At 70.9% G+C, this 12268-nt stretch carries 15 protein-coding genes; 4 read left to right on the forward strand and 11 right to left on the reverse strand.

The window, feature by feature from the left end; genetic code table 11:
* Positions 1 to 118: 118 nt before the first annotated feature.
* Genes hisI through ABTZ89_RS26465 form a run of 3 tightly spaced genes read right to left on the reverse strand, consistent with a single transcriptional unit; the run spans position 119 to position 1709 of the window.
* Positions 119 to 469 (reverse strand): phosphoribosyl-AMP cyclohydrolase, encoded by a 351-nt coding sequence (hisI, locus tag ABTZ89_RS26455; protein ID WP_351049505.1) that lies wholly within the window; start codon positions 467 to 469, stop codon positions 119 to 121.
* On the reverse strand, positions 466 to 1239 hold the full coding sequence (hisF, locus tag ABTZ89_RS26460) for an imidazole glycerol phosphate synthase subunit HisF (protein ID WP_270947086.1): 774 nt from the start codon (positions 1237 to 1239) through the stop codon (positions 466 to 468). Before hisF ends, hisI begins: the two co-directional genes overlap by 4 nt.
* Positions 1240 to 1277: 38 nt before the next feature.
* Positions 1278 to 1709, reverse strand: coding sequence for a DUF2000 family protein (locus ABTZ89_RS26465; RefSeq protein ID WP_351049508.1), 432 nt, complete (start codon positions 1707 to 1709; stop codon positions 1278 to 1280).
* Between the two features lie 50 nt (positions 1710 to 1759).
* Here ABTZ89_RS26465 and ABTZ89_RS26470 point away from each other — a divergent pair, with 50 nt between their 5' ends.
* A complete protein-coding gene (locus tag ABTZ89_RS26470; RefSeq protein ID WP_270947084.1) occupies positions 1760 to 2584 on the forward strand; it encodes a helix-turn-helix domain-containing protein in 825 nt (274 codons plus the stop codon).
* Here ABTZ89_RS26470 and priA read toward each other — a convergent pair.
* From priA to ABTZ89_RS26495, 5 genes are read right to left on the reverse strand one after another with little or no spacing between them, the layout of a single operon-like run.
* Complete coding sequence (gene priA, locus ABTZ89_RS26475) at positions 2550 to 3281, reverse strand: bifunctional 1-(5-phosphoribosyl)-5-((5-phosphoribosylamino)methylideneamino)imidazole-4-carboxamide isomerase/phosphoribosylanthranilate isomerase PriA (protein WP_351049511.1); 732 nt, start codon at positions 3279 to 3281, stop codon at positions 2550 to 2552. The genes ABTZ89_RS26470 and priA overlap by 35 nt on opposite strands.
* A 57-nt stretch (positions 3282 to 3338) precedes the next feature.
* A complete protein-coding gene (locus tag ABTZ89_RS26480) occupies positions 3339 to 3521 on the reverse strand; it encodes a hypothetical protein (protein WP_351049514.1) in 183 nt (60 codons plus the stop codon).
* 14 nt (positions 3522 to 3535) lie between these two features.
* The gene (gene hisH, locus ABTZ89_RS26485) at positions 3536 to 4165 is read right to left on the reverse strand and encodes an imidazole glycerol phosphate synthase subunit HisH (RefSeq protein WP_351049516.1); all 630 of its coding nucleotides are present in this window, start codon (positions 4163 to 4165) and stop codon (positions 3536 to 3538) included.
* Between the two features lie 32 nt (positions 4166 to 4197).
* Entirely contained in the window at positions 4198 to 5121 is a 924-nt protein-coding gene (locus ABTZ89_RS26490) for a transketolase family protein (RefSeq protein WP_351049519.1), read from the reverse strand.
* Positions 5121 to 5816: a thiamine pyrophosphate-binding protein gene (locus ABTZ89_RS26495; protein WP_351049521.1), complete on the reverse strand. Its 696-nt coding sequence runs from the start codon at positions 5814 to 5816 to the stop codon at positions 5121 to 5123. Before ABTZ89_RS26495 ends, ABTZ89_RS26490 begins: the two co-directional genes overlap by 1 nt.
* 97 nt (positions 5817 to 5913) lie before the next feature.
* Here ABTZ89_RS26495 and soxR point away from each other — a divergent pair, with 97 nt between their 5' ends.
* Positions 5914 to 6372, forward strand: a complete 459-nt coding sequence (gene soxR / locus ABTZ89_RS26500) for a redox-sensitive transcriptional activator SoxR (protein ID WP_351049524.1) — start codon at positions 5914 to 5916, stop codon at positions 6370 to 6372.
* A 58-nt stretch (positions 6373 to 6430) separates the two neighbouring features.
* Here the strand turns inward: soxR and ABTZ89_RS26505 are convergent, their stop codons facing one another.
* From ABTZ89_RS26505 to ABTZ89_RS26515, 3 genes are all read right to left on the reverse strand, one after another.
* Positions 6431 to 7111 (reverse strand): response regulator, encoded by a 681-nt coding sequence (locus ABTZ89_RS26505; RefSeq protein ID WP_351049527.1) that lies wholly within the window; start codon positions 7109 to 7111, stop codon positions 6431 to 6433.
* Positions 7108 to 8727 (reverse strand): ATP-binding protein, encoded by a 1620-nt coding sequence (locus ABTZ89_RS26510; protein WP_351049530.1) that lies wholly within the window; start codon positions 8725 to 8727, stop codon positions 7108 to 7110. The genes ABTZ89_RS26505 and ABTZ89_RS26510 overlap by 4 nt, the downstream gene beginning before the upstream one ends.
* An 80-nt stretch (positions 8728 to 8807) precedes the next feature.
* Positions 8808 to 10037 carry an FAD-dependent oxidoreductase gene (locus tag ABTZ89_RS26515; RefSeq protein WP_351049532.1) on the reverse strand — a complete coding sequence of 410 codons (1230 nt, stop codon included), beginning with the start codon at positions 10035 to 10037 and terminating at the stop codon, positions 8808 to 8810.
* 64 nt (positions 10038 to 10101) lie between these two features.
* On the opposite strand from ABTZ89_RS26515, the gene ABTZ89_RS26520 reads away from it, so the two are divergent.
* Both ABTZ89_RS26520 and ABTZ89_RS26525 read left to right on the forward strand, forming a co-directional pair.
* Entirely contained in the window at positions 10102 to 10716 is a 615-nt protein-coding gene (locus ABTZ89_RS26520) for a TetR/AcrR family transcriptional regulator (RefSeq protein WP_351049535.1), read from the forward strand.
* 123 nt (positions 10717 to 10839) lie between these two features.
* Positions 10840 to 12198 carry a cation:dicarboxylate symporter family transporter gene (locus ABTZ89_RS26525; protein ID WP_270947073.1) on the forward strand — a complete coding sequence of 453 codons (1359 nt, stop codon included), beginning with the start codon at positions 10840 to 10842 and terminating at the stop codon, positions 12196 to 12198.
* The last annotated feature ends 70 nt before the right edge of the window (positions 12199 to 12268 follow it).

The raw sequence follows: 12268 nt of genomic DNA on the forward strand, positions 1-12268 counted from the left end.
CGCATGTGGACAGGTGGTCCTGGTCGTCGAGGGGTTCCGCAAATTCAATGGAAATTGGATGTCCAATTTCCATTGAATTTGCGTCCAGCTCGGAGCCGGGGCGTGGCGCCGGGGTGGGTCAGGGTTCGGGGGTGAGGAGGGTGTCCGCGTCGAAGCAGGTCCGGTCTCCGGTGTGGCAGGCCGCTCCCTCCTGGTCGACGACCAGGAGGATCGTGTCCCCGTCGCAGTCCAGGCGGACTTCGTGGACCTGCTGGGTGTGGCCGGAGGTCTCGCCCTTGACCCAGTACTGCTGGCGGCTCCGGGAGTAGTAGGTGGCTCGGCGGGTGGTGAGGGTGCGGTGCAGCGCCTCGTCGTCCATCCACGCCATCATCAGCACCTCGCCGGTGCCGCGCTGCTGCGCGATCGCCGGGACCAGTCCTTCGGCGTTGCGCTTGAGGCGAGTCGCGATCGCCGCGTCCAGACCGCTCATCGAACAGTGATCCCTTCCGCCCGCATGGCGTCCTTGACCTCGCCGATCCGCAGCTGTCCGAAGTGGAACACGCTGGCGGCCAGCACCGCGTCCGCTCCCGCGTGCACCGCGGGCGCGAAGTGCTCGACCGCTCCCGCGCCGCCGCTGGCGATCAGCGGAACGTCCACGACCGCCCGCACCGCGCGGATCATCTCCAGGTCGAACCCGGCCTTGGTGCCGTCGGCGTCCATCGAGTTCAGCAGGATCTCGCCGACGCCCAGCTGCTGGCCCTTCGCCGCCCACTCGACCGCGCAGATCCCGGTGCCGCGCCGACCGCCGTGCGTCGTGACCTCGTAGCCCGACGCCGTCGGCTGCCCGCCCTCGGGCACCCGTCGCGCGTCCACCGACAGCACCACGCACTGGGCGCCGAAGCGCTGCGAGGCCTCGCTGAGCAGTTCGGGACGGGCGATCGCCGCGGTGTTCAGGCTGACCTTGTCCGCGCCGGCGCGCAGCAGGCGGTTGATGTCCTCGGTGCTGCGCACGCCACCACCGACGGTCAGCGGGATGAACACCTGCTCGGCGGTCTGGCGGACCACGTCGAAGGTGGTCTCGCGGTCACCGGAGGAAGCCGTGACGTCCAGGAAGGTCAGCTCGTCGGCACCTTCGGCGTCGTAAGCCCGGGCGAGCTCGACGGGGTCGCCCGCGTCCCGGAGATCGGTGAAGTTGACACCTTTGACGACCCGCCCCTGATCGACGTCCAAGCAGGGGATCACACGCACCGCAACGGCCATGCCCCCAGGGTAGAGACACGGCCGCGCGGCACTCGCCGTCAGGGGTGCATCCGCGCTCCCTTGAGGACCTTGTCCACCCCGTTGCGCGGCCCGTAGACGGCGATCCCGACCAGGTCGAGCGCGTCGGTGCCCACCGCGCGCACGGCGGCGCGGTTGTCCCGGTCGTTGCCCGTGCCGAACAGGTCGGCGGTGAACACCGCGATGCGCATCGAGCGGGACAGCGCCCGGGCGTGGGCGGTGGTCAGCAGCTCCTTCGTGCCCTCGAAGACCAGCACGGGCTGGCGGAACATCGGCAGGTACTCGACGTCGTCGGCGTCCGCGTACGGCTCGCCGATCACCTCGGGTTCCGCCGTGCCGAGCCCGCTGACCAGGAAGGCCGTCACGTTCAGCCGCTGCCACGGTTCGAGGTCTTCGCGCAGCAGGACGGCGATCTTGTCGTCGAAGCGGATCGGGGCAGGCGATGTTTCCATGCCCCCGAGACTGCTCCGTGCACCCCGCCGCCGTCTTGTACGTTCTTTGCATGGCGCACCAGCAAGAGATCTCTGCTTGGCGCCCTTCGGTTCCGGGCGTCACGGAGGTCTTGCACGCCCACCTCACCGAGCACTCGTACCCGATGCACGTCCACGACGCGTGGACGCTGCTGATCGTCGACGACGGCGCGGTCCGCTACGACCTGGACCGCCACGAGCGCGGCACCCCGGACGGCACCGTCAGCCTGCTGCCGCCGCAGGTGCCGCACAACGGCTCGCCCGCCACCCCGAACGGCTTCCGCAAGCGCGTGCTCTACCTCGACACGACGCAGCTGGACGAGAGCTTCATCGGCGCGGCCGTCGACGACCCGGACTTCACCGATCCCCTGCTGCGCAAGAGCATCGGGCAGCTGCACGCCGCGCTGGCCAACCCGGGGGACGAGTTCGAGGCGGAGAGCCGGCTCGCCCTCATCAGCCAGCGCCTGCGCCAGCACCTGCGGCCGAAGCTCGCAGTCGTCACCGCGTCCGACCGCGGGATCGCCGGAGACCTGCGCGACGTGCTCGATTCACGGCTGCTGGAAGGAACCACGCTGGCCGAGACGGCGCAGCTGCTCCACGCCCATCCCGCGCACCTCGTGCGGGCCTTCAGCACGGCGTTCGGCATCGCGCCGCACCAGTACGTGACGTCGCGGCGGGTCGACCTCGCCCGCCGGATGCTCCTCGAAGGACGGCCGCCCGGCGAAGTGGCGACCGAGGCGGGGTTCTACGACCAGTCCCACCTCACCCGCCACTTCAAGCGGATCCTGGGCATCACGCCGGGCCGGTACGCCCGCCGCGCGGTCAGCGGACGGCGGCCAGCGCCTCTTCGAGGGTGAAGTTCTGGGCGTAGAGCGCCTTTCCGACGATCGAGCCCTCGAGGCCGACCGGAGCGAGCTTCGACAGCTCCACCAGGTCGTCCACACTGGACACACCGCCGGAGGCGATCACCGGGGCGTCGGTGCGGGAGCAGACCTCGCGCAGCAGCTCGGTGTTCGGCCCCTGCAGGGTGCCGTCCTTGCTCACGTCGGTGACCACGTAGCGGCGGCAGCCGGCCGCGTCCAGGCGCGCCAGCACCTCCCAGAGGTCGCCGCCGTCCTTGGTCCAGCCGCGGGCGGCCAGCCGGTGGCCCTGCTCGGTGATCCGCACGTCCAGGCCGACCGCGACCTGCTCGCCGTACTCGGCGACCACGCGGTCCGCCCACTCCGGGTTCTCCAGCGCGGCGGTGCCGAGGTTGACCCGCGCGCAGCCGGTAGCCAGCGCGGCCTCCAGCGAGGCGTCGTCGCGGATGCCGCCGGACAGCTCCACCTGCACGTCGAGCTCGCTGGTCACCCGGGCCAGCAGCTCGCGGTTCGAGCCGCGGCCGAACGCGGCGTCCAGGTCGACCAGATGGATCCACTCCGCCCCCGCGCGCTGCCACGTCAGCGCGGCCTCCAACGGGTCACCGTAGGAGGTCTCGGAACCGGCGGCGCCCTGCACGAGGCGGACTGCCTGCCCGTCGGCAACGTCAACTGCGGGAAGCAAGGTGAAGCTCACGGCCCCAACCCTACTGGCAGTGCCGCGACCACCCGCGACCCAGCCCGGCTCAACGCGTCAGCGGCGGGAGCGCTCCGCGTAGAGGACTGCGGTCACCGGGATCGCGAGCACGATCAGGACCAGCAGCAGGACCGCCCAGACGGAGAAGCCCGCCTGGATCAGGTAGGGGGCTCCCATGCCGGAGATCAGGCCGATGGCCAGCACGAGCGCGATCAGCCGGATCGTGCGCTGGCTCATCATGCCGTGGCGGCGAGTCACAGGGTGCCCAGCCAGTTGCGCAGCAGCTGGGCGCCCGCCTCACCGGACTTCTCCGGGTGGAACTGGGTCGCCATCAGCGGGCCGTTCTCCACCGCGGCGACGAACCGCTCGCCGTGCTCCGCCCAGGTCACCAGGGGCGGCGCGATCGAGTCCGACGGGTCCAGCTCCCAGCGGCGCACGCCGTAGGAGTGCACGAAGTAGAAGCGGGTGCCCGGCTCGATCCCGGCGAACAGCGCGCTGCCCTCCGGGGCGTCGACCTCGTTCCAGCCCATGTGCGGCAGGACGTCGGCCTGCAGCCGCTCGACGGTGCCCGGCCACTGGCCGCAGCCGTTGGCCTGCATGCCGTGCTCGACGCCCTCGTCGAAGAGCACCTGCATGCCCACGCAGATGCCCAGCACCGGGCGGTCGCCGGCCAACCGGTGGTCGATGATCTTGTCGCCGCCGACCTCCAGCAGGCCTTCCATGCAGGCCGCGAACGCCCCGACGCCGGGGACCACCAGGCCGTCGGCCTCCATCGCGGCACGATGGTCGGCGGTCACCTCGACGTCGGCGCCGACGCGCTGCAGCGCGCGCTCAGCGGAGCGGAGGTTGCCTGATCCGTAGTCCAAGATGACGACTCGTGCCACGGACCCAGGCTACCGGCGCACGTCGCGGGCCTTCAGCGGGCCGCTCCGTCCAGGAAGTCGCGGATGGACGCGGCGATCGCGGTCGGCCCCAAGCCGTGCGCGGCCTCGTGCTCCTCGGCCGTTCCGTACGCGCGGAGCTCCTGGTCGCGGCGGACGCCCAGCGCCAGGGTGCGGTGCGGGACGTCGGCCAGCGCGTCGTTGACCTCGTGCGTCGAGGTGCCGCGCAGGTACGGCTCCACCAACACCACCTCGGGGCTCGCCGCGTGCACCGCCGCGCGGAGTCCGGCGGCGTCGAACGGCCGGATGGTGGCCGCGTACAGCACGGTCACGTCCAGCGCGGCGGTGGCGGTCAGCACCGGGTCGAGCATCGGTCCGACGGCCAGCACCACTCCCCTGCTGCCGCTGCGCACCGTCCGCCAGCCCGGGCCGGTCACCAGCGGCTCGGCGTTGACCCGCTCGGAAAGCCGCAGGTAGACCGGGTCGTCGCCGGGCAGCGCCGAGCGCAGCAGCGCGTCGACCTCGGCCGGGTGGCCGGGGACGTGCACGGTCCAGCCGGGCAGCGTGTCGATCAGCGCGACGTCGCCGGGCGCCATGTGCGTGCGCCCCGCCGTCGGGTAGTCGTACGAGGCGCCGGTGCTGACCACGATCGCGCCGACGCCTTGGTGGCTGAGGTCGAGCTTGAGCTGTTCGAAGGGGCGCTCCACCACGAACGGCGTGATCGAGTGGACCACCGGCCGCAGGCCGGTCAGCGCCAGACCACCGCCGACGCCGACCATGGCCTGCTCGCGGATGCCGACGTTGAGCACCCGGCGCGGGTGCCGCTGCGCGGCGTCCACGAGGCGGTCCGCGGAGATCTCCGCGAGCACGACGGCCACCCGCGGATCGGTGTCGAGGGCTTCGGTGATGGTCTGCACGAACTGGTCGCGCATGGTGGCGGCGATCGTCGGGGCGGTCATCACAGCTCCTTGGGTTCGACTTCGGCGACCACCGCGAGCGGGCGGTCCGGGTGGGCGCCGGTGAGAGCGCGGCGGATTTCGTCGTGGTCGCGGCCGTTGACGGTGCGCGCGGCCCAGCCCTCGCGGGCGAAGCGGTCGGCGATGCCGCCGGGCCAGCCGGTGCTGGAGGAGCTGTTGTCCACCACCACGGTGGTCAGCTGCTCCAGTCCCCACCTCCCGGCGACCTGGATGGCCTCGTGGTTGCTGCCCTCGTCGAGTTCGGCGTCGCCGACGAGGACGACGACCCGCGGCCGGTCGTGCCCTTGGGCGCGCAGGCCCAGCGTGACGCCGAGCCCGAGCGGGAGGCCGTGCCCGAGGGAACCGCTGCCGATCTCCACGCCGGGAGCCAGCACGCGGTCGGGGTGGAAGCCGAGCCTGGAGTCGAACTCGCCGAAGCGGGGCAGCTCGGCGGGGTCCAGGAAGCCCTTGGCGGCCAGCACCGCGTAGAAGGCCATCGGGCCGTGGCCCTTGGACAGCAGGAATCGGTCGCGTTCGGGATCGTCGAGGCGCTGCGGGTCGACCGACAGGACCTGGTCGTAGAGCACCCACAGCACGTCGAGCGTGGAGGTCGCGGCGGCCGAGTGCTTCTCGTCGCCGGTCATCGCGCTCATCAGCGGCCGGAGGTCGGCGTAGCCGTACGTCGTGGTGATCGTCATGCAGCCAGGGTGGAACTTCGAGCGAACTGGAGGTCAAGGCCCGATTTCCGGAAAAACCTCGAGCAAGCTCGAAGTGTTGTGGGTTAGCCTGGCGGACGTGTCGAAGCTTCCGAAACTGCTGACCATCGGCGAGGTCTCCCACCGGAGCGGAGTCGCGCAGACCGCCCTGCGCTTCTACGAGGACCGCGGGTTGATCTCCAGCACCCGGACCACCGGCAACCAACGCCGCTACGACCGGTCGGTGCTGCGCCGGCTGGCGTTCATCCGCTCCGCGCAACGCGTCGGGCTGAGCCTGGAGCAGATCTCCGAAGCGCTCGCCACGCTGCCCGAGGACCACGCGCCGACCAAGGCGGACTGGGCGCGGCTGTCCCGGCGGTGGCGCGACGAGCTGGACGCCCGGATCGACGGGTTGCAGCGGCTCCGCGACCGGCTGACCGGCTGCATCGGGTGCGGTTGCCTGTCGCTGCGGACGTGCACCCTGCACAACGCCGACGACAAGCTCGCGGAACTCGGACCTGGGGCGCCACTCCTGCGGCCGTCTGCGGACCGCACGTGAGCACTTTGGGGCGCTGTAGCACCCCAAAGTACGCACGTGCCACAGGCAGCCGGAACGCTCAGGCTTCGCCGGTCCAGCGGTAGGTCATCTCCGGGCGGCCGACTCCGCCGTAGTGGGGGCGGCGTTCCGCCATGCCGTTGTTCACCAGGTATTCGAGGTAGCGGCGGGCCGTCACGCGGGAGACCCCGGCGACTTCGCCCACCGTGCCCGCCGGGGCGCCTTCCGGGGCCGCGCGGAGCGCTGAGACCACCGACGCCAGGGTTTCGTCGCCCATGCCCTTCGGGAGGGCTGCGCGGTCCACCCCTCGGAGGGTCGCGAAGGCCCGGTCGATCTCGGCCTGGCCGCTGACCTCCCGGTCGTGGCCGAGGCTCGCCCGGAACCGGGCGTAGTGCTCCAGCTTCTCCCGCATTCCGGCGAAGGTGAACGGTTTCAGCAGGTACTGGACCACCCCGCTGGAGACCGCGGCGCGCACCACCTTCAGCTCGCGGGCCGAGGTCACCGCGATCACGTCCGCGGTGCTGCCCGCGGTGCGCAGTCCTCGCGCCACCTGCAGGCCGTCCATGTCGGGCAGGCGCAGGTCGAGCAGGACCAGGTCGACGGGAGTGCGTTCGACGAAGCGCAGCGCCGCCTGCCCGGTTCGGACCCGGCCGGCCACCTCGAAGCCGTCGACGCGGTTGACGTAGGCCTCGTGGGCCTCGCCGACCAGCGGGTCGTCCTCCACCACCAGAACCGAGATCACCGCGCCACGTCCGATCCGCTCGGCAGCCGCACGGTGAACACCGCGCCTCCGTCATCGGTCACCTCGATGCTGCCGCGGTGGCGGCGCACGCTCTGCCCGACCAGCGCGAGCCCGAGGCCGCGACCTGACTCCTTCGTGGACCAGCCGCGTTCGAAGAGCCGCTGCGCGCTTTCCGGATCCACGCCGGGCCCGTTGTCGGCGACCCGGATCAGCACACCGTCCGAAGTGGATCGAACGGTCACCGCCACGCGGGGCTGCGGGCGCTCCGCCACGGCTTCCACCGCGTTGTCGATCAGGTTGCCGAGGATCGTCACCAGGTCCCGCGAGTCGACGTGCGCCAGGTCGACGTCGTCGATCTCGGTGTCGTCGGTGAGCACGACCTCCACCCCGCGCTCCCCCGCTTCCGCGCTCTTGCCCAGCAGCACCGCGGCCAGCACGGGTTCCCCGATCGCCCCGACGACGCGGTCGGTGAGCCGCTGGGCGAGCTCCAGCTCGGCGGTGGCGAAGGCGACGGCCTCGTCCGCGCGGTCGAGTTCGATCAGCGACACCACGGCGTGCAGGCGGTTGGCCGATTCGTGGGCCTGCGAGCGCAGCGTTTCGGCGAAACCGCGCACCGAGTCCAGCTCCCCGCTCAGCGCCTGCAGCTCGGTGTGGTCCCGGAGGGTGACGACGGTGCCCAGATCGCGGCCGCCGCTGCGGATCTGCGAGATGTTGACCAGCAGCACCCGCTCGTCGGTCAGGTGCACCTCGTCGCGCACCACCCGCCCCGCGCCGAGGGTTTCGACGAGCGATTCCGGCAGCTCGAGCTCGGACACCTCCCGGCCTTCGACCGCGGCCGGGTCCAGGCCGAGCAGCAGCCCGGCCCCGTCGTTGCACAACGTCACCCGGCCGGTCGGGGCGATCAGCAGCAGTCCTTCGCGCACCGCGTGCAGGATCGCGTCGTGGTACTCGTACAGGCGGCTGAGCTCGGCGGGGCGCAGGCCGTGGGTGTGGCGGCGCAACCGGGCGCTGACCAGGTACGTCAGCAGCCCGCCGACCAGCAGCGCACCGGCGGCGACCAGCACCAGCCAGGTGACCCGCTTCTCCAGCTCCAGGGAGATCGTCTGCACCGTGATGCCGTCGGAGACCAGTCCGACCAGCCGGCGCGCGTCGTCGTAGACCGGCACCACGGCCCGGACCGAGAACCCGAGCGTGCCGGGGAAGATCTCGGTGAACACCTGCCCGGCGACGGCCTGCTCGATGTGGCCGAGGAACGGCTGGCCGATCTGCGTCGGGTCGGGGTGGGTGTAGCGGATGCCCTGCGGGGACATGATCGTGATGAAGTCGACCCCGGTGTCGGCGAGGACCCGTTCCGCCAGGGGCTGCAGGGTAGCGGTCGGGTTCGGCTCGACCAGCCCGCGCCGCACGTCCGGCTGCGCGGCCAGGGTGCGGGCCACCGCCACGACCTTGTCGCGGGCCGCATCCTCGTTGCGCTGCCGCGCGTCGTACCAGGCGAGTGCTGTTCCGGCGAGCACCACGACGGCCACGACGACGACCTGGAGCACGAACAGCTGTCCGGCGAGGCTCCACTGCGGTCGGACGCGGCCGAACCAGTTGCGCGCATCGGCAGTAGGCATGACTGACCCGTGGACGAATGGAGGTGTGACCCCAGGAGGCTACACCACGCTCGACCTGCGAAAATCCCGCACGAGTCCTTTTAGGACATGGGACGCCGGGCGAACGCGGGAGCGTGCTCGGGGCGGATGCCGATGCCTCCGATGTAACCGGTCAGCCCGCGCATGAACGGCAGGCGCCTCAGAAGCCTCAGCAGCACCGGGAGTTTGTTCTCGTCGAGCGTGTCCTCCAGCGCGGGGCGCAGCAGCATCTCGTGCTCGCCCTTCTGCGACTGCTGCGCCACGATCACCGGCAGCGTCCGCCGCCGCTGGACCTTCGCCAGCACGTCGGTGGTCACCTGCCCGCGCCGCAGCGGCCCGGCCAGGATCCGCGCCGCGGCGACGGCGTCCTGCACCGCGATGTTGACCCCGACACCGCCGACCGGCGACATCGCGTGCGCGGCGTCGCCGATGCACAGCACTCCGTCGCGGTACCAGCGCCGCAGCCGGTTCATCTCGACCTCCAGCAGCTTCACGTCGTCCCACGAGCGCACCGACTCGAGCTGCCCGTCCGACCAGCCGAACAGCTCGGCCAACCGCTTCCGGAAGACCGAGATGTCCTGCGCGCGAAGGGTTTCGTCGCTGCCCTTCGCGATGAGGTAGGCGGTCTGGTAGTAATCGCCGCGGTCCATGGTGACCGACGCCTGACCGCCGCCGAAGTGGCCGAACACCTCGCCGTCGGTGGCGTCGTCGGCTTTGGCCACGCGCAGCTGCCAGACGTCCATCGGCACCTCGAAACCGATCGGCCGCAGCCCTGCCTCGCGGCGCACCACCGACCAGCGCCCGTCGCAACCGACGGTCAGCGACGCCTCGATCTCGCGCTCCACCCCGTCCACGTCGCTGTAGTGCACGCCGGTGACGCGTCCCGCCTCGGTGCGCAGACCGGTCACCTTGCTGCACATCCGCAGCTCGAAGGACGGTTCCTCGGCGGCGGCCGCGGCCAGCAGGTCGAGGAAGTCCCACTGCGGCACCATCGCGATGTGCCGGTGCCGGCCGCGCAGCCACCGGAAGTCGGCCATCACCACGGTCGTCCCGCCGACCTGGATCCGCATCTGCTGCAGGTGCCCGGCCGGGATCCGGGCGAACCGCTCCCCCAGCCCCAGCTCGTCGAGCAGCCGCAGCGTCGACGGGTGCACGGTGTCGCCGCGGAAGTCCCGCAGGAAGTCGCGGTGCTTCTCCAGCACCGTCACCTGGACGCCGGCGCGGGCGAGCAGCAAGCCGAGCATCATCCCGGCCGGTCCGCCGCCGACCACGCAGCACTGGGTTCGATCCATGACCACCACGCTAGCAGAAACTTAGAGTGAGTCTAATTTTGTAGGCGATGTAGAATCAGCGGCCATGAGTGAGCAGCTCGGACTTCGGGAGCGCAAGAAGCGGCGCACCAAGCAGGCCCTGGTCGAAGCAGCGCTCCGGCTGTTCGACGCCAAGGGCTACGACAGCACCACCGTCGCCGAGATCGCGGCGACCGCCGAGGTCTCCCCCGCGACGTTCTTCAACTACTTCGCGACCAAGGACGAAGTCGTCTTCGCCGACGACGCGATCTACGGCGAACTGCTGCAGCAGGCCTTCGCCGACCGCGCAGCAGGCGAATCCCCGGAAGACCTGCTGCTGCGCACCATCGACCGGCTCAGCACGGCGGAGTCCTGGAGCTTCCCGCTCGACCACGAGCTCACCCGCGTCCGCGCCCGCCTGATCGCCGAAGTCCCGGCCCTGCGCGCGGGCGCGCTGCTGCGCAACGCATCCCTGCAGCAGCAGCTCGCGCACGGCCTGCGCGAGGCCTACCCCGACGACCTCGACGAGCTGACCGCCGCAGCGCTCACCGGCGCGCTGCTCGGCGCGATCGATGCCGCCATGCACGCCGATGTCGCGGGCACGACCTCCGACGTCGTGCGCAGGGCCGCCGGGATCGCGCTGCGCGGTCGTGCGAATCCGGATGGCGCATCACATTTGTGAACACAATGAACACAAGCGTGACGACAGCGTTGCCGGGCGCAGATAGTCTCTCCCGGCCGCGCCGTGACCTGGGCCACGGGCGGCCTCGAGTATGACCCGGCTCGCCCAGGTAGGAGCGCAACAGTGGCAAGCAATGATGCTGCGGCACCACGTCGCCGGGACCGGACGCACTACCTCTACATCGCGGTGATCGTCGCCGTGCTGGCCGGTATCGCCGTCGGGTTCCTGGCTCCCGGCCTCGGCAAGGCCCTCAAGCCGCTGGGCACCGGCTTCGTCGACCTGATCAAGATGATGATCTCGCCGGTCATCTTCTGCACCATCGTGCTCGGCGTCGGCGGCGTCCGGCAGGCCGCGAAGGTCGGCAAGGTCGGCGGTCTCGCCCTCGGCTACTTCATGATCATGTCGGTGGTCGCCCTGATCATCGGCCTCGCGGTCGGCAACGTGCTGCACCCCGGTGAGGGCCTGCAGATCACCGACGCGATGCGCGGCCAGGGCGCCGAGCAGGCCGGTGAGGAAGCGCAGAGCACCACGGACTTCCTGCTCGGGATCATCCCGAAGACGTTGGTGTCCTCGCTGACCGAGGGCCAGGTCCTGCAGACGCTGCTGGTCGCACTGCTGGCCGGGTTCGCGCTGCAGGCGCTGGGCGACAAGGGCACCCCGGTCCTGCGCGGCATCGAGCACGTCCAGCGCCTGGTGTTCAAGATGCTGGCGATGGTGATGTGGGCGGCCCCGATCGGCGCGTTCGGCGCGATCGCGGCGGTGGTCGGCGCGACCGGCGTGGCGGCGCTCAAGGGCCTGGCCATCATCATGGTCGGCTTCTACACGACCTGCCTGCTGTTCATCTTCCTGGTCCTGGGACCGATCCTGTGGATGTTCGCGCGGGTCAACATCTTCTCGCTGCTGCGCTACCTGGGCCGCGAGTTCCTGCTGATCGTGTCCACCTCGTCGTCGGAGGCGGCGCTGCCGCGGCTGATCGCGAAGATGGAGCACCTCGGCGTGAGCAAGCCGGTCGTGGGCATCACGGTGCCGACGGGCTACTCGTTCAACCTCGACGGCACCATGATCTACCTGACGATGGCGTCGCTGTTCATCGCCAGCGCCCTGGGCGACCCGCTGTCGCTGGGCGAGCAGGTGGCCCTGCTGCTGTTCATGATGGTCGCCTCGAAGGGCGCGGCCGGTGTCAGCGGCGCGGGTCTGGCGACCCTGGCCGGCGGCCTGCAGTCGCACCGCCCGGAACTGCTGGACGGCGTCGGCCTGATCGTGGGCATCGACCGCTTCATGTCCGAGGCCCGAGCCCTGACCAACTTCGCGGGCAACGCGGTGGCCACGGTCCTCATCGGCTCCTGGACCAAGGAGCTCGACCGCGACCAGATGAAGCAGGTCTTCGCGGGCGACCTCCCGTTCAACGAGCAGTCCTTCGTCGACGACGACGGCAAGCCGTCCACTGAGGACGAAACCGAGAAGGTCGCGGCCAAGAGCTGACCCGACAGCAGAAGGGCGTCTCCCCGATTCGCGACGGCTTCCCGCCGACCCGGTCTTCTGACGCCCTTCC

Source organism: Saccharopolyspora sp. NPDC002686 (assembly GCF_040295745.1).
Classification (GTDB): domain Bacteria; phylum Actinomycetota; class Actinomycetes; order Mycobacteriales; family Pseudonocardiaceae; genus Saccharopolyspora; species Saccharopolyspora oryzae.